This window comes from Shewanella sp. ANA-3, assembly GCF_000203935.1.
Taxonomy (GTDB): Bacteria; Pseudomonadota; Gammaproteobacteria; order Enterobacterales; family Shewanellaceae; genus Shewanella.
The window spans coordinates 3,721,401-3,744,875 of sequence record NC_008577.1; the positions used below are offsets into that span (position 1 = coordinate 3,721,401).

19 protein-coding genes are annotated in these 23,475 nt (G+C 49.0%); 5 read left to right on the forward strand and 14 right to left on the reverse strand.

Annotated elements, in window-relative coordinates; all coding sequences use genetic code 11:
- Positions 1 to 11: 11 nt before the first annotated feature.
- The 4 genes from SHEWANA3_RS16275 to SHEWANA3_RS16290 all read right to left on the reverse strand — a co-directional run bounded on the left by SHEWANA3_RS16275 (position 12) and on the right by SHEWANA3_RS16290 (position 3,670).
- A complete protein-coding gene (locus SHEWANA3_RS16275) occupies positions 12 to 524 on the reverse strand; it encodes a DUF2937 family protein (RefSeq protein ID WP_011717935.1) in 513 nt (170 codons plus the stop codon).
- Positions 525 to 609: 85 nt separating this feature from the next.
- Positions 610 to 1,467 carry a sulfurtransferase gene (locus SHEWANA3_RS16280; RefSeq protein WP_011717936.1) on the reverse strand — a complete coding sequence of 286 codons (858 nt, stop codon included), beginning with the start codon at positions 1,465 to 1,467 and terminating at the stop codon, positions 610 to 612.
- A gap of 145 nt (positions 1,468 to 1,612) precedes the next feature.
- Positions 1,613 to 1,978, reverse strand: a complete 366-nt coding sequence (locus SHEWANA3_RS16285; RefSeq protein ID WP_086017313.1) for a septal ring lytic transglycosylase RlpA family protein — start codon at positions 1,976 to 1,978, stop codon at positions 1,613 to 1,615.
- Between the two features lie 195 nt (positions 1,979 to 2,173).
- Positions 2,174 to 3,670 carry an aldehyde dehydrogenase gene (locus SHEWANA3_RS16290; protein WP_011717938.1) on the reverse strand — a complete coding sequence of 499 codons (1,497 nt, stop codon included), beginning with the start codon at positions 3,668 to 3,670 and terminating at the stop codon, positions 2,174 to 2,176.
- Positions 3,671 to 3,950: 280 nt separating this feature from the next.
- On the opposite strand from SHEWANA3_RS16290, the gene SHEWANA3_RS16295 reads away from it, so the two are divergent.
- From SHEWANA3_RS16295 to SHEWANA3_RS16310, 4 genes are all read left to right on the forward strand, one after another.
- Complete coding sequence (locus tag SHEWANA3_RS16295) at positions 3,951 to 5,291, forward strand: aspartate aminotransferase family protein (protein ID WP_011717939.1); 1,341 nt, start codon at positions 3,951 to 3,953, stop codon at positions 5,289 to 5,291.
- Between the two features lie 50 nt (positions 5,292 to 5,341).
- Positions 5,342 to 6,832 carry a CoA-acylating methylmalonate-semialdehyde dehydrogenase gene (locus SHEWANA3_RS16300; protein WP_011717940.1) on the forward strand — a complete coding sequence of 497 codons (1,491 nt, stop codon included), beginning with the start codon at positions 5,342 to 5,344 and terminating at the stop codon, positions 6,830 to 6,832.
- A gap of 17 nt (positions 6,833 to 6,849) precedes the next feature.
- Positions 6,850 to 7,215, forward strand: coding sequence for a cupin domain-containing protein (locus tag SHEWANA3_RS16305; RefSeq protein ID WP_041412730.1), 366 nt, complete (start codon positions 6,850 to 6,852; stop codon positions 7,213 to 7,215).
- A 185-nt stretch (positions 7,216 to 7,400) separates the two neighbouring features.
- A complete protein-coding gene (locus tag SHEWANA3_RS16310; protein ID WP_011717942.1) occupies positions 7,401 to 8,123 on the forward strand; it encodes a TorF family putative porin in 723 nt (240 codons plus the stop codon).
- 64 nt (positions 8,124 to 8,187) lie between these two features.
- On the opposite strand, the gene SHEWANA3_RS16315 is transcribed toward SHEWANA3_RS16310, so the two are convergent.
- The 8 genes from SHEWANA3_RS16315 to SHEWANA3_RS16350 all read right to left on the reverse strand — a co-directional run bounded on the left by SHEWANA3_RS16315 (position 8,188) and on the right by SHEWANA3_RS16350 (position 19,834).
- A complete protein-coding gene (locus SHEWANA3_RS16315) occupies positions 8,188 to 9,486 on the reverse strand; it encodes a sugar MFS transporter (protein WP_011717943.1) in 1,299 nt (432 codons plus the stop codon).
- Between the two features lie 339 nt (positions 9,487 to 9,825).
- The gene (locus SHEWANA3_RS16320; protein ID WP_011717944.1) at positions 9,826 to 11,013 is read right to left on the reverse strand and encodes a DUF5009 domain-containing protein; all 1,188 of its coding nucleotides are present in this window, start codon (positions 11,011 to 11,013) and stop codon (positions 9,826 to 9,828) included.
- Positions 11,014 to 11,151: 138 nt separating this feature from the next.
- Entirely contained in the window at positions 11,152 to 12,288 is a 1,137-nt protein-coding gene (gene nagA, locus SHEWANA3_RS16325) for an N-acetylglucosamine-6-phosphate deacetylase (RefSeq protein WP_011626943.1), read from the reverse strand.
- Between the two features lie 43 nt (positions 12,289 to 12,331).
- A complete protein-coding gene (locus SHEWANA3_RS16330) occupies positions 12,332 to 13,330 on the reverse strand; it encodes an SIS domain-containing protein (RefSeq protein WP_011623683.1) in 999 nt (332 codons plus the stop codon).
- 58 nt (positions 13,331 to 13,388) lie between these two features.
- Positions 13,389 to 14,297: a BadF/BadG/BcrA/BcrD ATPase family protein gene (locus tag SHEWANA3_RS16335; RefSeq protein ID WP_011717945.1), complete on the reverse strand. Its 909-nt coding sequence runs from the start codon at positions 14,295 to 14,297 to the stop codon at positions 13,389 to 13,391.
- A 224-nt stretch (positions 14,298 to 14,521) separates the two neighbouring features.
- Positions 14,522 to 17,329, reverse strand: a complete 2,808-nt coding sequence (locus SHEWANA3_RS16340; RefSeq protein ID WP_011717946.1) for a family 20 glycosylhydrolase — start codon at positions 17,327 to 17,329, stop codon at positions 14,522 to 14,524.
- Positions 17,330 to 17,357: 28 nt separating this feature from the next.
- Positions 17,358 to 18,845, reverse strand: a complete 1,488-nt coding sequence (locus SHEWANA3_RS16345) for a methyl-accepting chemotaxis protein (protein WP_011717947.1) — start codon at positions 18,843 to 18,845, stop codon at positions 17,358 to 17,360.
- Positions 18,845 to 19,834: a transporter substrate-binding domain-containing protein gene (locus SHEWANA3_RS16350; protein ID WP_011717948.1), complete on the reverse strand. Its 990-nt coding sequence runs from the start codon at positions 19,832 to 19,834 to the stop codon at positions 18,845 to 18,847. The genes SHEWANA3_RS16345 and SHEWANA3_RS16350 overlap by 1 nt, the downstream gene beginning before the upstream one ends.
- 488 nt (positions 19,835 to 20,322) lie before the next feature.
- Between SHEWANA3_RS16350 and SHEWANA3_RS16360 the strand changes: the two genes are divergently transcribed.
- Positions 20,323 to 21,225 (forward strand): sulfite exporter TauE/SafE family protein, encoded by a 903-nt coding sequence (locus SHEWANA3_RS16360; protein WP_011717949.1) that lies wholly within the window; start codon positions 20,323 to 20,325, stop codon positions 21,223 to 21,225.
- Between the two features lie 37 nt (positions 21,226 to 21,262).
- Here the strand turns inward: SHEWANA3_RS16360 and SHEWANA3_RS16365 are convergent, their stop codons facing one another.
- On the reverse strand, positions 21,263 to 21,916 hold the full coding sequence (locus SHEWANA3_RS16365; protein WP_244096574.1) for a putative 2OG-Fe(II) oxygenase: 654 nt from the start codon (positions 21,914 to 21,916) through the stop codon (positions 21,263 to 21,265).
- A 17-nt stretch (positions 21,917 to 21,933) separates the two neighbouring features.
- Complete coding sequence (locus tag SHEWANA3_RS16370) at positions 21,934 to 23,466, reverse strand: tryptophan halogenase family protein (RefSeq protein WP_011717951.1); 1,533 nt, start codon at positions 23,464 to 23,466, stop codon at positions 21,934 to 21,936.
- Positions 23,467 to 23,475 lie beyond the last annotated feature (9 nt).

Below are 23,475 nucleotides of genomic sequence, written 5' to 3' on the forward strand. Positions count from 1 at the left end.
ATCCAACGACACTAAATGGCGCGAGCCAATTTAATCCGCCTACGGCGCCTTGACCACAGAATAAAAGGCAGCGAGCCAAGATAATGCACGACTAACGCCACCAGCACGCCAAAGCCAATCCCACTGGTGGTTAACGGGATGCCGGGCTTAAAGTTAACTATGGTTTGCTGTAAATATTCATAACGAGCAGGATTGAACATATAGGCGGTTTTCTCGAAGAGATTCCCCTGAGCAAAAGTCTGCATTCCCTGCTGCAGTGCTTGATACAAGTCCAGCGTCTGGCGCTTTTGCTCGGCATCCGCCCTGACGCTAGGCTCCTCATTTTGCAAATGGCGGGCAATCATGGTTTCTACATCGCCGTAGTGATATTCCTTCGCCGTGGCCTCGTAGCCCTCAACTTGCCATTGAGTCGAGGTATAGAGCCCCGCCAAAAATTGCTGATAATGATCGGCTAATTGGGGAAGTTGCAGCGCCATCACTAAGATAAAGCCGAAGATCAGCTTATCAAACAATCGAGTTATCATGGCAAACTCCTTGATAAGTCAAAGGATATATCACTGCCAATGGAGTGCTGCTGGTTATCCTGCACAGCACTCCTGCTATCAGCGCTTATTGCGCTATGGGTAAATCGCTGCGACTGCCCCAGTCGGCCCACGAGCCATCGTAAAGCACAGCATCGGCATGACCAGAAGCGATCGACGCTAAGATTAAGATACAGGCGGTAATGCCCGAGCCACAGCTGAAAATCCTTAACGGTTTATCGCCAGCAAGCCCTTGAAACAGGGTTTGTAATTCGGCCGAACTTTTGATTTTGAAGCCATCGAGCACCTCTGTAAAAGGTAAATTAACCGAATGGGGAATATGTCCACTACGCACACCTGGGCGTGGCTCACTCACTTGACCTAAAAAGCGCGCGGCGCCGCGGGCATCGATAATCGCGCTGTCGCTATCATCTAGCTTGGCGAACACGGCCTCGGCATCCATCACCTTGGCAGGCTGATATTCCAGTACTGCAGTGAGTTCTTCACTATCGCTTGCACCATAATCTATCCCTTCTTCCTGATAGCGGGATGAGGTGACCCTGTCTTCAGCCATCCATTGGGGTAAGCCACCGTCGAGCACATACACACGGTGAAATCCCATCACCTTGAATATCCACCAAGCGCGCGGAGAAGAATAAATCCCTTGATTATCATAGATAACCACCACGCTTTGCGGGTCTATTCCGAGCTTGGAAACACCTTCTATAAACTGTTCAAACCTTGGTAAGGCGTGGATTTGAGAAGACGTTTTATCGCAAAAATCCGTTTCGACATCAAAGCGCCTCGAGCGCGGAATGCACACAGGTTCGGAATAGAGAATAGGCTCTTTGCCCAACACCACGGCCATGCTGGCATCGAGTAACACGAGATCTGGCGAGGTGAGATGCTCTTCGAGCCATTGAGTACTCACGAGAGGATATTCCATTGGCTGTCCTTATTCTGATTTCCAACTGGGATAATGACTTATCAGCCTGAGTTTTACTGCACATACTAAAACCCAAGCACTATTCAAACCATTCGAACCGATACTGTTTTGTTAAAGCACACATGGCAAGCTCATTGAGAGTCGATTACTGACTCGCGGCTTGAATCACTTCAATTTTAACATCCAGTAAACCCGCCGAGGTATTGCCTATGCTGCTAAATGCGGATTTGGACAAATCTATAATTCGGCCCCGCACGAAAGGCCCCCTGTCGTTGACCTTAACCACAACCGTTTTACCGTTCTTAAGATTGGTGACTTTAACTACTGAACCAAAAGGAATTTCCTTATGGGCAGCCGTTTTTAATTTATGGTTATAACGCTCACCGCTGGCGGTTTTCTTATTTTGATGTTTATCGCCGTAGAAAGAAGCTTGGCCAGATTCAGTAAACCCCTGCCAGTTTCCCGAATGGGTAGAAGAACACCCCGATAAGGCCAAGGTGGCTAGCAGCATTAAGGTCAAAGATAAGTATTTGAGACTCACAGAACATCCCTTAGCAAATGAGTTCATCATCCGAGCAATGTACAGCAAAAATCCCCAAGAGGCACCCTTGCGCCACTTTATCCATTTAATTAGAGGGTTAACCAGAAAATAAAGAAAGCCCCTTTCGCATCGGCGTAAAGAGGCTTGAGAGGGAGTAAAAGCGGCTTAGAGGGCTATCCAAGTCGCTTTGATTTCGGTGTATTTGTCGAAGGAGTGCATGGATTTATCGCGGCCATTGCCCGATTGTTTATAACCACCGAAAGGTGCCGTCATATCACCACCATCATAATGGTTAATCCACACCATTCCCGAACGCAGCGCCTTCGCGGTTTTGTGCGCCTTGCTGATATCCGCCGTCCACACCCCTGCCGCTAAGCCGTAAATGGTGTCGTTGGCTATCGCAATCGCCTCTTCCATGCCATTGAATTCAATGACAGATAACACAGGGCCAAAGATTTCCTCGCTGGCGATTTTCATCTTGTTGTTTACTTGGCTAAAGATAGTGGGCTGCACATACACGCCGCCCGTTTCGGCCAGCACTTGCTGTCCACCATGGACTAAACTGGCGCCTTCGTCTTGGCCCGCCTTGATATAGCTTAAGATGGTATCTAATTGCTGCTTATCGACCACTGCGCCGCTAACAGTAGCGGGATCCAGCGGATGCCCAGGTTGCCACGAGGCGAGTTCTTCGGCGATAAGCTCAATCAGTTGATCTTTAACCCCAGACTCCACCAGCAAACGCGAGCCCGCAGTACAGACTTCACCTTGGTTAAAAGCAATGGCTTCGGCGGCCGCCACCGCCGCCGCTTTAAGATCGGGCGCATCGTTAAATACAATGTTCGGGCTCTTACCGCCAGCCTCGAGCCACACTCGTTTCATATTCGATTCGCCCGCATAAATCATTAATTGCTTAGCGATTTTTGTTGAGCCAGTAAAGACTAAGGTATCCACATCCATATGCAGCGCCAGCGCCTTGCCGACCGTATGCCCATAACCCGGCAATACGTTTAGCACGCCCTTAGGGATCCCTGCCTGTACCGCAAGCTCGGCGATACGAATGGCCGTTAAGGGGGATTTCTCAGAGGGTTTTAGAATAACACTGTTACCCGTCGCCAGTGCTGGCCCCAGCTTCCAACAGGCCATCAATAACGGGAAGTTCCAAGGCACAATCGCCGCCACCACACCTACGGGTTCGCGGGTGATCATACCGATTTCATTATGTGCCGTCGGCGCCAGCTCGTCGTAGAGTTTATCAACGGCTTCACCCGACCAACGGATAGCACGGGCGGCACCGGCAATATCTACCGCCTTTGAAAAACGGATAGGCTTACCCATGTCCAAGGTTTCTAACAGGGCGAGTTCATTGGCATTTTCCTCCAATAACTCGGCAAAACGGATCATCACTTGCTTACGTTTAACGGGGGCAGTCTTTGACCACACGCCTGATTCAAACACCTCACGGGCATTAGCGACGGCAATATTGGCGTCCATTTGATCGCAACTGGCGACCTTGGCTAATACGCGTCCGTCGATCGGGCTGACACAGTCAAAGGTACTGCCCGCTGCCGCATCGCGGTATTCGCCATTGATATAAGCCTTGCCATTGATTGCTAGGCTAGCAGCGAGGCTTTCCCAATCACTCCGTTTTTTAGGTGTACTCATGATGACCTCTTAATCGTTTGTATTTGTTTATTTTAGCTTTATTGGGATGAGGGCTATCTCGACGGCCAAATGCCAAAGATGACCTAAGTCGTTAACTGCTGCTTAGATTACGCTGTTCAATCATTAATATTCAATATTTTTTACAAAAATAGCATTTTTGCCACAAATAACTGCACACACCTCTTCCATGTTCATTATTTCTAACATAGCATAGCAAATATTAGCCACTCTTAACGAAGACCTGACCTCATTTAACAAGGAAAAGGACAAGGTAAACACTATGGCCGATTCACCCTACAACACAACGCATGAGCATCCTTCCCTCGAACATTATTGGATGCCATTTACCGCCAACCGCCAGTTTAAAGCCAGCCCTCGCCTGCTCGCCCAAGCAGAAGGCATGTATTACACGGATATCAATGGCAATAAGGTATTAGACTCAACGGCTGGCTTGTGGTGTTGTAACGCCGGCCATGGACGCCGTGAGATCAGCGAAGCCGTTAGCAAGCAAATTCGCGAGATGGATTACGCACCGTCCTTCCAAATGGGTCATCCCCTCGCCTTCGAACTCGCCGAACGGTTAACTGAACTCAGCCCTGAAGGACTCAATAAGGTCTTCTTTACCAACTCGGGATCAGAGTCCGTCGATACCGCGCTTAAAATGGCACTCTGTTACCACAGAGCCAATGGCCAAGCATCACGCACTCGCTTTATTGGTCGTGAGCTGGGCTATCATGGCGTAGGATTTGGTGGCATTTCAGTGGGGGGCTTGAGCAATAACCGTAAAGCCTTCAGTGGCCAACTGCTGCAAGGTGTGGATCACCTGCCGCACACCTTAGATATTCAAAATTCAGCCTTTAGCCGTGGCTTACCTAGCCTTGGTGCCGAAAAAGCCGAAGTATTAGAACAACTCGTCACACTCCACGGCGCCGAGAATATTGCCGCCGTTATCGTTGAACCTATGTCGGGTTCGGCGGGGGTGATTTTACCGCCACAGGGTTACTTAAAGCGCCTACGGGAAATCACCCAAAAATACGGCATCCTGTTGATTTTTGATGAGGTGATCACTGCCTTTGGTCGCGTCGGCGCCGCCTTTGCCAGCCAGCGCTGGGGCGTTATCCCCGACATAATCACCACCGCCAAAGCCATCAATAATGGCGCGATCCCAATGGGCGCCGTGTTTGTGCAGGATTTTATTCACGATACCTGTATGCAAGGCCCCACCGAACTCATCGAGTTTTTCCACGGTTATACCTATTCAGGCCATCCAGTAGCGGCGGCCGCGGCGCTCGCTACGCTGTCCATCTATGAAAACGAACAGCTATTTGAACGCAGCTTCGAACTTGAGCGTTATTTCGAGGATGCCGTTCACAGTCTCAAAGGTTTGCCGAATGTGATTGATATCCGCAACACTGGATTGGTCGCAGGGTTCCAACTCGCGCCGAATAGCCAAGGCGCGGGCAAACGCGGTTACAGCGTGTTCGAGCATTGTTTCCATCAAGGCACGCTCGTGCGGGCGACGGGCGATATTATCGCCATATCCCCACCGTTAATCGTAGAGAAACATCAAATAGACCAAATAGTTAACAGCCTAAGCGATGCAATTCACGCCGTAGGATGATGCACAATTTTTTATCTAATGCCCAAATTGGGGCAATTGAAAGGTTACCTATGCTGACAATGACTCATTATGTGAATGGCGAACACACCGCCGCCAGTACAAGAAGCCAAGAGATTTTCGAACCTGCGACGGGAGAATGCCGAGGTCAGGTCTCCCTCGCGAGTCGCGACGAAGTCTCTGCCGCCATTGCTATCGCCAAATCGGCCTTCGACACTTGGTCACAGGTAACGCCCCTCAATCGTGCTCGTGTGCTATTTAAGTTTAAGGCGCTGGTCGAGCAACATATGGATGAGCTGGCGCAGCTGATTACCTTAGAGCACGGCAAAGTGCTCGATGACGCCAGGGGAGAACTCATTCGTGGTCTCGAAGTCGTCGAATTTGCCTGTGGTATCCCACACTTGCTCAAAGGGGAACATACGGAGCAGGTAGGCGGTGGCGTCGACGCTTGGTCGGTCAATCAAGCTTTAGGTGTTGTCGCAGGCATAGCGCCCTTTAACTTCCCCGTGATGGTTCCCATGTGGATGTTCCCAATCGCGATTGCCTGCGGTAACACCTTTATTATGAAGCCTTCGGAGAAAGACCCAAGCGCAGTGATGCGTATTGCGGAATTACTCACGCAGGCCGGGCTCCCTGCTGGGGTATTTAATGTGGTCAACGGTGATAAAGAGGCCGTCGATACCCTGCTCAGCCATGAAGATATTCAAGCCGTTAGCTTTGTCGGTTCAACGCCAATCGCCGAGTATATCTACAGCACAGCATCCAAACACGGTAAACGGGTGCAGGCCCTCGGCGGCGCAAAAAACCATATGCTACTGATGCCGGATGCAGATTTAGATCAAGCCGTTAGTGCCCTCATGGGCGCCGCCTATGGCAGCGCAGGCGAGCGTTGTATGGCCATTTCAGTGGTATTGGCCGTGGGCGATGTGGGCGATAAGCTGGTCGATAAATTATTACCGCAAATTCAACAGTTAAAAGTGGGCAATGGCCTCACCCCTGAGATGGAAATGGGACCGTTGATCTCCCGCCAACACCTCGCCAAAGTCACGGAATTTGTCGACGCCGGTGTTAAAGAAGGTGCGACCTTAGTGGTGGACGGTCGCCAGTTAACCGTTGCCGACCATCAGCAGGGGTACTTCTTAGGCGCCTGTTTATTCGATAACGTCACCCCTGAGATGCGTATTTACCGCGAAGAAATCTTCGGTCCAGTGCTGTCGATTGTGCGGGTTAAGGACTATGCCAGCGCACTGGCGCTTATCAACCAGCATGAATTTGGTAATGGCACCGCCATCTTTACCCAAAGCGGTGAGGCCGCCAGACATTTTTGCCACCATGTGCAGGTGGGTATGGTGGGCGTTAACGTGCCCATCCCTGTGCCTATGGCCTTCCACTCCTTCGGTGGCTGGAAACGTTCGCTCTTTGGTCCCCTGCATATGCATGGCCCTGACGGGGTACGTTTTTATACCAAACGTAAAGCCATCACGGCACGCTGGCCCGTAGGCAAACAGACTCAAGCTGAGTTTGTTATGCCCACCATGAAATAACTTCGACTGGAGCCAATATAACAATGAGCATCACGTCGATCATTCGCTTTGCTAGCGCACAGTCGCCGATGGAAAGTTACCAAGTTGCCCCAGAAAAGCGCATCTCTGGTAATCCCACCCAGCAATTACAGAATCATTACTCTAGTCCCTGTAATCAATTCCACAGTGGAATTTGGCAAAGCGAATCAGGTGCTTGGAAAATCAACTACACTGAATACGAGTATTGCGAGATCCTCGAAGGGACCAGCGTCATCACAGATCTTGAGGGGCAGTCACAAACCTTCACTGTCGGCGACCGATTTATTATTCCTGCGGGGTTCCAAGGGCAGTGGCAAGTTGTAGAGCCCTGCCGCAAGGTTTATGTCATCTTCGAACAAAAGTGAGTTTCATAGGGGGTGCTTTTTGCCTCGATTAACCAAGCTAAAGCAATTTAGCTTAACTCGCCATGAGGTCACAGCTACGGGGTTTCCTGGGTTGTTGTTTGGCAAAGCAACGAATGTACTAGCCTGTTTTAAAAGCTAAAAGAACTTAGTACATCCGTGTCAATCAAGAAAATGGGAGAAATACCGTGAATAACAACCTAAATAAAAAACGGCTGGCACAAGTTGTTGGGCTCGCGCTGACGACCAGCTTATTCTCCGGCATTGCCGCCGCAGAAGTGTCGGGGGAAATTAGCGTAACCAATGATTATCGCTTCCGAGGCATCTCGCAAACCGCGGGCGATCCTGCGGTTCAAGGCGGTGTCGATTGGAGTTTTGAGTCCGGATTTTCGGTCGGCGCCTGGGCCAGTAATGTCGACTTTGATGAGCCAGGTTACAACGGTCCAGATATCGAGTATGACTTCTATGTTGCCTACGGCGGTGACATCAATGACAACGTCAGTTACGACGTGACCCTCAACCGCTATAACTATTCGGGTGAGAGTGACCTCGGCTATTTCGAAGTCACAGCTGGCGTCGAGTTTAGCGGCTTTCGCGTAGCCTATTGGTACACCAATGATTACGGTGGCAGCGATTTAGATTATCACTACGGCGAAATCAATTACTCCTATGAGTTTGTTGAAAACTGGAGCCTCGATCTGCATTACGGCTACAACGTAGGCGATGCCTTAGACGATGGTGAAGGCTTTGATAGCTACTCGGATTATTCCGTCGGCGTATCCACCGAATTTATGGGATTTGGCCTGTCACTCGCTTGGCTTGGCACCGACTTGAGCGGCGATCAGAAAGTCTCCGACGGTGTGTGGAAAAACGACGATACCGTATTAGCAAGCGTCAGTTACGCCTTCTAATTCACGCCCTGCAAATACTAAAAAGCCCTCTGATGAGGGCTTTTTTACATCGCTTGGTAACTGATTACCAGTGACGCATCTTATGACCTTTCACGGCATAGAAGAGAATAAACAGGTAGCAAGGTAACATCACCATATAACCGCCCTGCTGCCCCATATCGGTGGCCGAACTCGTGAGTCCCCAAAACAGTGGCCCGAAAGCACCACCCGCAATCCCCATGATGAGTAATGCCGAACCTGTGCTGGTGAGCTTACCTAAACCCGACAGCGCCAGAGGCCACACCGCAGGCCAAACAATCGCATTGGCTAATCCTAAGAAGGCGATAAAGAGTAAGGTATCAGGCAAGGCCACACCGCCGAAAGGCACTAACAGCGCATTGGCAATCGCGTAGGAATTATTATCCCCGAACAGGATAGCAAGGGTCAGTAATAGCCCAAGAATCGCCGAAATCATCAGTGCCGTTGGCTGAGAGATAAAGCGAGGGATCAAGATAATCCCTAAGGTATAACCCAGAACCATACACACCATAGTGTAGGAGGTCATCACGCCGTAATGTTCAACCCCTAGCGATAAGGCGAAGGTACCGATAGTATCGCCAGCAATCACCTCAACCGCCACGTAGACAAATAGCGCGATAACCCCAAAGGCTAAGTTAGGATGGGACAAGGCAGCCTTGATTTGGCCTTTATCTGTGTGCTCGGCCACTTCATCTTCATTAGATAATTCTGGCAGAGGCGATTTTTTAACAGCAAGCGCCAACACTCCAATAAAAATCGCCATACCGAGGTAAGGGAAAACCAAGCTGTTTGCCATTTCATCAATTTGCACTTGGGTTAACGTAGTGCCAATGCGGTCTTTAAAGCTATCTAAGATCAATGCGGAGAAAACTAACGGTGCAATCACCCCCGCACCTTTATTCAAAATGCCCATCACGCTGACGCGGGCCGCGGCAGACTCTTCAGGCCCAAGGCGAACCACGTAGGGGTTTACTGCCGTTTGTAGCAGGGTTTGGCCTGTGCCCATCACTAATTGTGCACATAAAAACAGGCCGAATATTTGGGTCTTAGCCGCAGGAATAAATAATAGGCCTGCGAGCATCATGATGCCCATCCCCAGTGCCATACCATTTTTATAACCGACTTTACGGATAACCCACGCCGAGGGCAGCGCGGTAAAGGTCACCGCAATATAAAAGGAGAACAGGATTAGTGAGGCTTGGAAGGGATTGAGTTGCAAAATTTGTTTTAAATAGGGCATCAAAGATCCATTCAACCAAGTTGCGAATCCAAGGATGAAAAAGAGTGCTGCCACTATCGCCATGGGGAGAAAACTGCTTTTCTGCTGGCTTTTATCGAGTGTCATTTCCATAAACCTGCTTCTTATAGTAATTAATTTTTAAGGTGATGGCGGGACAAAAAACCGCTGAGTATTCCGCACATCCGTATCGCAACTCGTCTGCAATGGCTAATGTTATCATCCAAACGCACCATTGTTTCAGTGATGTTAAAACAAACAACACAAAAAGACAACGCTGTCATTTGCGATTTAGCCCGCAAAATGGCCCTATTTGCCCCAGAATGAGCCATAAACACTCAGTTAACTGCTGATTTACAACCAAAGATGCTCTGCGCCCTTTGGTTGCTAGAAATAAAAAAGCCACAGAGGTGAGTCTGTGGCTTTAAGAAAAATCAGATATCGGCGTTAGATCCGCACAAAAATGTTGCGACGATACATCCAATACAGCACTAACCATTGAACGGTGAGCAAACCAATCACAGCTCCTAAGGGCTGAGCATTTTCCGGCAATACCGCGATAACGCCACCGAACACACTCTGGGCGATATACTTCCAATCCACTAGGCTGGAGGCCAGATAAATAATGATGGCGTTAGTGCCTATCACCACAAAAATAAAGGCGAGCTTTTGCCATTTCAGCACATCCACAAGGGCATAAAATAGTGCTAACAGCAGCATGCTCCAACCGCTAGTGACCAACACAAAAGAGCTGGTCCACAGCTCTTTATTGACGGGAATAACCCCACCCAGCAACCAGCCTAGGGCCAAACAAACACCACCGGCAACGCTCAAGAGGCCAACCTTAGCCCACTCCCCTTTAGGATGGGATTTCACAATAAAATGACCGACAAACACACCCGCTAAGGCGTTGACTACGGCGGGCAGTGTCGATAACACGCCTTCAGGATCGGGCGTTCGTCCTTGATAACTCACACCCGGCAGTAACAGGCTATCCACATAAGCATTGATTGACTCAGTCGGTGATAACACACCAGCCTGTCCACCAGGAAACGGCAACCAGAGTTGCACCGCGCCATAGGCCACTAAGATGCCCAAGGCCACCAGCACTTGGGTCCGTAAACTGGTATGCCACACCAGCAAGGCGGCGAAGAACCATGCAAAGGCAATTCTACCTAATACGCTGGCATAACGGACTTTTTCAGGATCGGCAGGCGCCCCGGTTCCCCAACCATGGTTATAAAGAATGCCAAGCAACAACAAAAGAAACAGTCGCTTTATTCCGTGTCGATACACAGGCATACGCTCCTGCATCGGCAGTTTATCTAAGCGTTTTGGCGATAATCCAAGGGCAACACCGGAAAGGAAAATAAACAGCGGAAAAATCAAATCATAGAAGCGAAACCCATTCCACTCACTATGATGCATTTGGGTATCACCCCATTGCCAGCCCGCCCAGCCCGTCAACATAAGCAAGGCGCCAAATAGGGCTTCACCACCTAGAATCCAAAACATATCGAAGCCACGCAGGGCATCGAGGGACATCAACCGCGGTTTTGACTGACGCTTTTTCGCGGCAGCCTCCTGAGCATTCACGCCCGTATTGGTGATAGATTCCGGCGCAGTCGTACTCATACCATTATCCTTTATTATTGTTATTTAAATTATTTTATAACTTTTGAGCAAAATGCAGACTGTACAATAAAAAAACTTAGCCCCTGTCATCAAAATACGACAAGGGCCAAGGTTAACGCTTTACTGACTCAACCCACACTAAGGGCGAACATAAACCGCATTTCCAGCAATATAGTTGGCCAGCACTTTGTACTGATTATCTAGCAGCACTAGATCGGCACGCTGCCCTACGGCTAACCGACCGACGCTCTCGGCAATGCCAAGGAACTCGGCTGGATACAAAGACGCCATCCGCAGGGCCTCACCAAGCGGTAAACCGAGCATCTTCACACTGTTCTCAACTGCGGTCGCCATGTCTAACACACAGCCCGCCAGTTCACCCGTCACCGCATTTAATCTATCGCCGACACGCAGTACCTGAGTACCAAACAGCTCAAAGCTGGTTTCATCATCCATGCCTACTGGTGGCATGGCATCAGTTACCAACATCACTTTGCCACGGGGTTTAGCGCGCAGGGCAACTCTTGCGGCCGCTGGATGCACATGGTGGCCATCGACAATCAAACCACACCAAGCGGTTTCGCTCTCAATCGCCGCGCCTACCACGCCAGGCTCTCGGGAACCTAAGGGTGACATAGCATTGTAGAGGTGAGTAAAGCCTGTCGCCCCCGCCGCTAAGGCTGCGACAACGGTATCGTAGTCCGCATTGGAGTGGCCTAAACACACTTTAACGCCCGACTCCACCAACAGGCGGATCACCTCAGGCGAGACATTTTCAGGTGCTAAGGTCACCACTCGAATCCCTAAATCCTGACGGCAAAAAATCGCCAGTTCAGCCTCGGTGATCTCACGGATAAAACCTTGTGGATGCACGCCTTTTTTAGGTACCGAAAGATGCGGACCTTCAAAATGTACGCCTAATACGCCAGCGCTCTTTTGCGCGACCGCACTGGCAACCGCATCGGCAGCCTTGGCCATCACCTGCACATCATCTGTGATAAGCGTAGGTAAAAAGCCAGTGGTACCAAAGCGAGCATGCGCCTTGCCTATGGTTTCAATGCAAGCGACCGTTGGGCTGCTATTGAATAACGCGCCGCCACCGCCGTTAACTTGTACATCGATAAAACCTGGCACTAGGGTGCCTGGGTAGCGAATTTCCTTAGCACCCGATGCGGTGTCTAAGCTGGCTATCAGACCATCTTCAATGGTGACAGGCACATCCCGATGGAAGGCTTCACCATCAAACAGTTGCTCGGCAATTAAGGTGAATTTCATCCCAAACCTCTTTTCAAATTAACGCGGCGACAACGGCCATCCATTACAGCGTTTGAGTGACTTTTTTCAGCCCTGCGGGTTGGTCTGGGTCAATACCACGGGCAATCGCGACTGCGGCCACGTCGATATAAAAACGTTGTAACAAGGCTAACGGCGCAACACGTGGGTGAATATCCGTCGACGTTTGATTTAAATGCACTAAATCTGCGCCACGTTGGCTCACATTTTCAATCTGTTCGATATGGCTAGCGTAGGACTCATCGCCGATGCAGACATCCACAATCGTAAGTTTTTTCTCCACTAAAGTAACAGGACCATGGAGGAATTCAGCACTACTAAAGGCTTCTGCGTGGATAGAACACACTTCTTTTAACTTAAGTGCGATTTCCTTAGACACGGCATAGCCTAAACCACGGCCTAACACGACTAAGTTTTTCACGTTTTCAACCGATGCTGGAGTCAATTGCGGCTCAGCATCAACCGCAGTTTGCAGTGCTTGAGGTAAAGAGTTAACTGCGGCGGCGAGGGATTCGCTCTGCGTCCACGCCGAGGCTAATTGTAGAATCGCCGACAAAGTTGCAAGGTAGCTCTTAGTTGCGGCAACGGCTTTCTCTTCGCCTGCACGTAGTGGCACGACGACATCGACGATATCCTTGATTGGCGCGGTTTCATCGTTTACTAACGCCACACAAAACGCGCCGGCGTTTTTCGCCATACGCGCCTGGGCTAAAATATCAGGGCTGCGGCCAGACTGCGAAATCACAATCACTAATCCGCCTTCTAACTTCAAGGTTTTACCGTAAACGCTGGCCACAGATGGCGCGGCAGCAAAAGTGGGTACACCCGCTTCGATTTCAAAAAGATATTTAGCAAATACACCCGCATGGTCCGATGAACCACGGCCCACAATCATCACAAAACGGGGATCGAAAGCACGCAGTTTTTCACCTAACTGCTGCATTAAATCGGCGTTAGCGGCTAACTGACCCGCAATCTTCTGCGGCGCGGTGCGAGCTTCTTGCTCCATAATAGTGTTTGTCATGTTATTTACCTTATAAATCAATACGGGTATTGCTTTAGCACTGATGCGCTAAAACGGCTTATTCATTAATGTTGACTGAGTTAAATTGCTGCTGAGCGAAGTACATGGCACCCAATTCTGGTGGCGCTAAAGTTTCAGAAATCTTGGCCACAACATCGCTGCCAAGCCATGCCTGTAGCGGTTCGGCAAGGCCGCCGATCATAGAGAAACGCACCGGATTGAGGCTAAACAACTTGCGTGCCATTTCACTGATGTAATCGGCCCCTTCCTGCACAATCCCGCGAGCGACTTCATCACCCGCGTTGGCGCAATCGAGCACACTTCTGGCTAATTCCGCATAGCAACTCGAAGACTTACCGGCGAGATGCTCGACGATGCCTAAGGCATCACTTACCCCAAAATGCTTTAACAACATCTCGGTTAAAGCAGTCGGTGTGGCAAAGCCATCGAGGGCGAGTAACACATGCTCGGCGGCTTTTAAGCCAAGCCAAGCACCACTGCCCTTATCGCCCAGTGCAAAACCGTGACCACCGATGCTTAAGCTGTCATCGCCTACATGGGCATAACCGCAAGAACCTGTGCCCGTAATGATCACCGCCCCATCCGCGCCGCGGTGTGCACCGATACAAGCGGTATGAAGATCCGTAGTGACATACATGGCGGCAAACGGATGCTGCCAGCTGATCACATCCTGATACAGGCGTGGCACATTGACTCCCGCCAGCCCTAAGCCCGCGACGAGTAAATGGCTATCGGTTTCCTTCATGCCCGCATCCAGCAAAGCTTGGCGAGTCGATGCTTCAATAGATGCAAATGTTTGTGCAAGACCATGCAGCGGATTAGCGCGCCCAGCAACACCTGTCCCTAAAACGGTACCGTCCGCAGTATAGATAGTGGCTCGGCACTTACTGCCGCCTCCATCAACACCGATAAACAGTTGTTGATCTTTTGTCTGGACTAACCCCATGACACCCCTCTTCATCTCTTAATGCAGCGCTACCGTTGCTTATACTTATGCCGTTAATACGACACTCAACTTTAGTTAACTCAATGTTACAGCAAAAATGACAGCGTTGTCATTTACTTTTTGAAGCAATTTCTAATCAAATGTCAGACGGTAGAAATGGCTGAAAGTGAAAAAGAAAAAGGCTGTATTTTTATTTTAAAATACAGCCAGATATAACTATTTGATTAATTAACGACTAAGCTGCGACCTTTACGTTTCCCATCGGCCGCGATCGCGCGGATCTCAACGGAGCCCGTTACCGACTGTCCAGCTTGATAGGATTGCCACTGCCCACTCGTTTGTCGCCATTCAATCTTAAGTCCCGGATAGGCCACGTTGGCAAACAGTTTACCGTCACGGATCTCGGCGCCGACGGTCGGCACTCGATAATCGATACCCACTTTATCGAGTTTGATAAACTCCTTATGCCCTAAAGTGTTAGCCATTTGCTGCCAAGATTGCGCCTGAGCCTCACGCATCAAGGCGGTGAAATGCCCCGTCGTTTGATTATACAAAGCGCCTTGATATTGATATGGCACTTCCCACGCGGCTTGATGCCAAGCACGCTCCGCCAGCATCAGCAAACGTGGGAAAATCATATATTCCACAGTATTATCGCTGCGGATGGTTTCACTCCAGAGCTGGCCCTGTAATCCGGCAAAGGCCTTACCTTGTTCCCTTGGGCCAGATTGTTTACCCTTTTCATCGGTTCGGGCCCTATCGTCGGCCTCAAAAGGCAGATTTTGAATGTCGGTCCACTGCTCCGCGTTTGCCACTAAGTTATCCGGCATAAAGCTAAACACTTTGTGTGCGTTGGTCGCACGGCTTGCCCAGTAATAGCCATGCTCCTTAGGGTCGGCTTCATAGGGGAAGTCAAAGTACAGCACCTCAGGATTCGAGAGCACCACATCCCAACCGTTGTTGACTTGCTGATTGGCATGCTCATAGCCTTTGTAGGCAATCACATCCCAAATGTTGGATTGGACTTTTGCAGGCATATTGCTTGGGCGAACATGGCTCATACCATCGCTCCAACCACCCGCTTCAATGCCTTTTGCCGCTAACATAGTCGAAATTCGTTCGATAAAATAAGCACCTAGGTCATCTATCGACTTAACGCCTTTATCGTTATTAGCCACAAACTCCAAACAGGCGGGTGATTGTTTCCACGCCCCTGCCGTTTCGTCGGCACCGATATGGTAGCGGGTTAATGGCTGGCCCGCGGCTTGGTGTAACTTGGCAATTTCATCAATGACTTTATTGACAAATTGATAGGTCGACTCCATACAGACGTTCAGGGTGTTATCGTTGTAATACTGCACCGAAGAATAAACCGTTTTATCGTTTGCATCGGATAACAAATATTGCTCAGCTGCAGTGGTTTTCCCTTCAGCTTGCAATTGACGAGCGCCCGCATCTAACGCTTTTACCGCTGTGTTAGCTTGATTTGCCGTTTCCTGCACAGGGACAACCTGCACTTTTCCCGTGTTTTGAAGCTCTACGTCTTCCGCCTGTAATCGACGGTAACGCGCCTCCATGGCTTTAATCGCTGCGCGGCTATGGCCTGGCATATCCATCGAAGGGATCACTTGAATCTGGCGCGCATCGGCATATTTGACTATGTCGATATAGTCTTGCTTGCTATAAAAACCGTTAACGGGTACATCCGCAAAAGGCCCGCTGCCAAGCTGGGGTAACAGACAGGTGTTTTCCTCAAGATCGTGACAGCGCTTACTGCCGATGTCAGTCAATTCAGGCAGGCCATCGATCTCTAGGCGCCAACCTTCATCGTCGGCCATATGTAGATGCAATTTGTTGAGCTTGTATGCTGCCATTTGATCCAGCAGGTCAAAGATCAATGCCTTGCTATGGAAGTTACGGGCCACATCGATATGCATACCACGGAAGGGATACCTTGGGCTGTCCTCAATCGTCATGGCATTTACGCGCAGATCCTGCACATCAATCAAACTGGCAAGTGACGATAACGCATAGGAAAACCCTGCAGCATCGGCAGCGGCAATCTCAATCGCATCCGCTTTGATTTCCAGCAGATAGCTACCCTCAGCGCCTTGACGCCAGTTCAGCTTTACCGCTAGACCTTGTTCAGACTCGTTAACACCTAAGCGTGCTAAACGAGAAAGTGCCGCCGCCAATTGTTCAGGATCCAAAGCTTGTTGTGCGGCAGATGCGTTGGTGACCGAGCCGAAATCCAGTTTAATACCAGAGGTCAGTGACACGGCTTTATCTTGGCTGTGGATAGCGACTTTTTGCGGCGTCGGAATAATGGTATTGACCGCTAAGCTGGCATCTTCACTGACCTGTTGATTATTGCTAAATAACTGTGCAGGTGTCGCAGGCGCTAGTTTATCCGCCTCGGTACGGCGATACTGCTTCACCATATCGGTGTACGCCTCAACATAAGGGCGCACTTCCATCCCCGTTTCAGGATCTTGCTGCACTTGCGTGCTGGCGATCACCACTGGTGATAAATCTCCAGCAACAATGTAATAGTTGGGCATGGCATCGGTTTCAGAGAGTTGCCATAGCTCACCTCGGAATTTTAAGGTCTTTTTCTCGCCCTTGCTAAAACCGCTAAATGCCTCGGTGGGCGCGATACGATACAGATCGCCCTTGATATGCGTAATACTAAACTCTTTGCTTTCAACGGCTTGAACTGGACGCATCTGGCTAAAATAAATTGCCCAATCTCGGCTCTTAAGCTCGACCTCTGGGACAAAATCGATTTCAGCGACAAAACAACGACCTTCGGCGGCGGCTTTGTCACAACTATCATCGGGCCTGTTGGTGAGCACGCGATAACTCACGCCCAAGGTATCCCCAAACTGCTGCAATTGCGCTTGGGTTAATTGGCTGGACTTAGCTTGCTCAACAGAGCTTGAGCTAGGCACTGCCTCGGTTTTAGGCGCGTCGCTACAGGCCGTTAAGCCCAGAGCCAATAAAATCGCGGTGGCGGCAATCGTTTTATTCATGATATTCCTTTTCTAGCTTCAGAAATGGCTACAATCTGAAGGAAGTTACTAACGTCCGCAGTCTTTCCCCTTGGTGAAACAGTCGCTCACTCGATTGTGCTAAGTGCTCACTATCGAGGGAGGCTGAACCTGAGACATTGGCAAGATCATTTAACGTACGAGAAATCGCTTCGGTGACGCAGGTCTGCTCCTGCGCCGCATGGGAAACTTCGATATTCATATTACTGATATTGGAAACTAAATCAGTCACTTTAGACAGCACGAGCTTAATTTCTTCCGAACGGTTGACCCCTTGATTGGAGAGGGTCTGGCTCGATTGCATCACATTCACGGTTTCGGCAACTCGGCTCTGCACCTGTTGGATCATTTTTTGGATTTCTCCCGTCGCCTGTTGGGTACGGCTCGCTAAAGAGCGCACTTCATCGGCAACAACGGCAAAACCACGCCCTTGCTCACCCGCTCTGGCGGCTTCAATGGCGGCATTTAGGGCGAGTAGATTAGTCTGTTCGGCAATGCTGCTGATCACCACCACGACTTCATCGATGCGTTGGGTTTCCTGTTGTAGCTGCGATACCGATTGGGCAGAACGCGCTAATTCCCCCGCCAATTGACGGGTAATGGCTAAGCCCGAGTCAAACTGACGCTGGCCATCGTCGACCGCTCTATCGGCTTGGGTTGCCGCATCGGCAGTACGTTTTGCATTGATGGCCACTTCGTTGGCACTGGCACTCAATTGAGTCACGGCCGTGACCGCGGCTTCGGTTTCTTTAAGCTGAGCCTGCACCCTTTGATTGTTGCTTTGCGACAGCGTACCCAGTGCCTTAGCATCGCCCAATAGCAGACCCGAGGTTTCATGCACTCTGGTAATAGTGCCATGAATTTGCTCGACGAAACCGTTGAAAGCATTAGCGAGTTTGCCGATTTCATCTTCGCTCTCCACGGGTAATCTGTGGCTAAGATCGCCATCACCATTGGCGATTTCTTCTAACGCAGCGACGACCTTATCCAGAGGACTAATCACTAAGCGTTTGAGAATGATGAAAATCACTAACAGACTGCCCGCTAGAATCAGCAGCGCCTGTAAAAAGTACCCCAGCAGTAAGTCGGATAATTGCGCCTTAACCGGCAAAGTAGAGAAGGCAATGGTTAAACGCCCGGTCGGATTCCCTTGGTCGCTGAACTGTAACTCTCTTGTTTGTAGGTCACTTGCGGCAACGATCTCGGCTTGTTTGTCTTCGGCAAGCAACTTGCCCCGATGATCCACAACGGTAATTTGATAGATTTGCTCGGACTTTAACATGACAGACAATACGGCACGGATCTGCTCGTAGTCGTAGGTAAAAATCGGCTGTGCCATGGTGACTTGAAGATTAGCAACGGTATTGTCTTCAAAGGCCATTTCATTGCTGGCCAAGGTATCGCTCGCCAACCAATAGGACACCCCAAATAGCACGCTGACTATCATAAATATCGCAGCTGCTAACCCAATTTGTACTTTTAAGGCTAATGTTTTCATTATTTTGCACCTTGCATACTAAATAGATCTAACCACAACTCTTGGCGTTCAATGGGGGTTAAGGGACTTAAATCGGGCGTATCGAGACGAATAATGACGCGCTGCTCAAACTGGGCATCACGGTAGAGCTTGTCTATCTTAAGCTCGCGATTAAACATCTCGTCGAAGCTGCCGTCGCTTATCATATTTTCGAGCCCCGCTAAGATTGCCGCCGCTAACTCGGGACGTTTTGGGGACACAAAAAAATATGCCGGCGATCGATATTGCAGCAGGATGTGAGTATCGATTTTCAGCGCGGGATCGGGGTGGCTTGCGAGCTCATCGCCAATTTCCTGTGCGCCGAGGGCGAGGTAATCGAATCGGCCGCCCTCTAACATCGGATAGAGATTGGTGTATTGATAGCTAGTCACGACAGGCAAACCATTGGCTTCGAGGATGCTGGCATCGGGCCAATAGCGGTTTTGTCCCGCTTTTAATTGCTTAAAATCCGCCAGCGTTTTTACATTGGCAAATCTGGCCTCATCCGTTTTGCGGATAATTAACAGGCGGTTACCGAGTAATCCCTTAAACAAGGGGATACGAACCGGGAGCACGGTTTCCTCAAGCTCCTTGGAAGTCATGCTCCAAAAAACATCGACTGTACCAGCCAGCGCTTCTTCGACCTTACGTTTTTGGTTCATCTGCGTCGACATTTGCTCGACCTGATAGGACTGACCAGAGCGGCGCAGCGCCTCTTTGAGGAGATTAAACTGCCATTGCTGTTGGATGGTGGTCACTATCTTGATGGGAGCGGGATTGCTTGCCGAAGAAGTGCCAGCCGCATAGGCGGCATTTGCAAGCATAAACGACGCGGATGCCACTGCGGCTATCGCAATGAAACTGAAAGCACAAACCATAGCGTTCGCCCAGAATCCAAGGATGAGCATCAACAAACGTTTAGCGAGAGTCGTTACTACGCTGCCAAGCAGTGTAGCAATATGAATAACCATGAATCGCAGCCTCTTTTTTATGACTGGAATATCCAGCGAGTTTTATTTTTTAATGCCGCTAACTTGTCTGCTTATCCTAAGCAAGGTCGCTCTACCTAAAAAAATGGCTGGGCACTGCTTACAGTACCCAGCCAACGCTAGTTTCTGGGGAGAGACTATCAAAATATTAAAGACAAACGTATCGCCGCCCGACCAGCAATACTTCTGCCAAGTACATGAATAAGGAGACCTCATCCTCTTCATGCAGACCTTACAAAACAACGAATCACACAAGCAGATGACAGCGTTGTCATTGATTAAATTACACAAGAAAGAACAGGTTTTCTACATTTTTTTGACATTTATCAGTATTTTTTTAGTCGAAACACTTTTAACCATTAAATATCAATAGATTATGTTTTAACTTTTTATTTCCATACCAGTGTGACAACGCTGTCTTTGACTGATAACATGCATGCAACAACTCTCATCCCGCGTAATCACTCAAAATGCTGCCATATGGCCTTATCTTCAAACGCAGAAAGATTAATCTCAGCCAATATTATCGACCGATGGCAATCGTCCTTGTGCTATTGAGTGCATGGCTATGTTGGTTAGTCCAATTTCATCAACCCGTTGAGTTAATAAAACAATACGGTCAGTTTCTGTTTTTGGGGATAACGGGAGCCATCTTTGCAAACGCTACGGGAGCGGGAGGTGGCGTGATCTTTATTCCGGTGTTTTCCAGCTTAAATTTCAGTGAAGCTCAGAGTGTCTCCACCTCATTTATGATCCAATGTTTTGGTATGACGGCAGGGGCGATTTCATGGTCAGGCTACTATCGACGACACCATCATCAGGACAAAACCTGGTCTGGTTTTATTCCAAGCATTTTATTAGCGGCGACCTGCTCAATACTTGGCCTTTGGAGCAGTCAGTTATGGCACTTGAACTCCCCTTCCTCACTGCATACTAGCTTTAGCCTTTTCTCTATCATATTAGGGATAGCGATCATTATCAGCAGCCAGCGCCGTACCCTTCAAAGCCATCGCCTCAACGCCCTAGACTATTGCTGGCTAGCAATAATTGGCTATTTGGGCGGGATTATCACCGCTTGGTTATCAGTTGGCGTGGGCGAACTCTTAGTGATCTATCTGATGTTACGGGGAGTGTGTGCCAAGATGGCCGTTGCCATCGGAGTGGTGGTATCGGCGATTACCGTCTGGTCGGCAAGCCCGATACATGTGTTTGCAAGTGACAGTCACGCCCTATTCGAGCTAGTACTGTTTGCAGGCCCAGGCGCAATTATCGGCGGTTTGTTAGCGCGGAAACTAGCGCTATTTCTCCCAGTCAAAACCTTAAAGCTGTTTTTCTCAAGTTGGATTATCTTGACTGGCTTTGTAATGATTTGACCTTCTGCTATACGGAAATTTAAGCTGAAAATGTTACTCAATCCAGCGGAGGGAAGCCGACCTCTATCACTAAACAAGTCCGAGGCAAGGTGTTTTTATGGACCGTTGTGCCATGTAAAAAACGGGCATCATGGCAAACCAACCTCCCCGCTTGTGAACTGACTCTATATTGCTGCGCCAATGGATACTCACTGCATGACTTACCACGCATAACCTGCCGATTATCATCCTGAATAAACACTAAATCAGCGCTATTTTCAGGCACATCTGTGTAATAAATGGCAACTAAATGCGGTATAGACCAAGCATCATTCGCATGCCTGTGAGCCACAGCATCACAACCATACTCCATACGATTAGCCCAAGTACGGTGGTACTTTAACTTTCGAATATTTCTCGTTTTATCAAATCCAAGCTGTATCGCCGCATCAAAAATACACATCAATATCCAACGGCCTAAAGGATTGGACTTAAAATTTAACAGCTGAGGAATTGGATGGGTTTGATGCATGTGAACCGTAGACAAGGCTCGTCCCCCATTAGCATCGGGTACATTTGCCTCATTTAGCACTTCTGGTAACGCAAACAAGGCGTCAATAGTTTGATAAGTATCGTCTTTACCCTCAAAACGATTATACAGCTCAAAATCATAGACACAGATTGCGTTATCAAATATTGGCACTAACATCATAGCCATCCAGATTGAAATTAAACCTTTGTAGAACGAGCCTGCTCAAAGGCCTGCTTTAAGCCTTCAAGCCAATCTCGATGTTTTAACAGCATTGAGGCCGCTTTAACGACTAGCTGGTCATTCCCTGTCATTAATGCTTCACAATGCTTAACTTCTTGCGCAGATAAGACAGGGGCTGCCGTGTTGAATTTCATGCCATACAGCACATAGAGGAAATTTTTATGATCGAACAACTCAAAACGCCCAAAAAAATCAGATGCATGGGGAGGCTTTAAGGCAAAGCGCGCAAGTCGCTGATATAACTCCTGAGATATAGTCTCACTGTTTTTATTATCGAGCCAGAAATCCGAATCTGTTCTATCAGAAATGCAGTAATGCAATTTAATAAAGTCCACGACTCTTTCCCACACATAGGTCGTGACCTGATTATAGTGCGGCGTGAGCACATCGATATCTTCCAAATGTCGAGGGAAATTCCGTGCAAGTAATTCTGCAGAAAAGTCCGATACCAATATCGACGTTGCTTCTAGCGGTTCAACAAAGCCTTGTGCTAACCCTAATGCAACACAATTGTGGTGCCAAAATGTTTCTCTGTAGCCGACCTTCATTGGAATCTTACGCGGATTAAATTGAGCGCTATCGACATTTAGATAGTCGGCGTATAAACCTAACGCTTCATCATCACTCATGTGGCGACTAGAATACACAAAACCAGTACCGCGCCGAGTCGTAAGCGGAATATCCCAAATCCAGCCCGCTCTATGGGCCGTCGCAGTGGTATAGGGGTTAATCTCCTCATCGGCGCCCAGTGCAACTTGCTGAACAAGTACGGTATCAGTGAGTAACTCATTGGCTTTACTCACAAAAGGCACTTTGAGGGTTTTATCAATTAAGATTGAAGCAAATCCACTGCAATCCACATAAAAATCAAATGCAAGTGAAGTATCATCCGCAGTCACTAAATGGGTAATTCGGCCGGATTGACAAACTTCGGCACCTTTAATCGTGGCAAATTGATGCTTTACGTTAAATCTCGACTTAGCGTTGTTAGCGAGAAGACCTGCAAATTTCAAGGCGTTGAAGTGATAGGCATAGGACAGTGCGCCTTCATAATCGCCCGAACCTTTACGTTTAGGCGATAATCCTAACTCACAGATCCGAGCTTGGATCCCTACATCATCAAACGGCCGGCCAGCAGCATTTGCCAGCCAAAAGTTCGACACATCGACACCCGCTGGATAGGGTGTATCAAAACTATGATAGTAATGATTTTCTCCATGTTTAGGATCTAACCAATTAACAAATTTAATCCCTTGCTTAAAAGTGGCATCGCAAGTCAGTAGCATCTCAGCCTCTGAAATACCAAAACGTTTCAGCCCTTTGGCAAGATAAGGCACACTTCCCTCGCCCACGCCAATGGTCGGTACGTCTAAAGATTCTATCAGGGTGATCTCGATTTCTGGGTCGTGACATAACTCTGCGCCCAAATGGTTTGCGGCTAACCAACCCGCTGTACCGCCACCAATAATTGCAATGCGTTTGATTTTCATCGGCTTTGA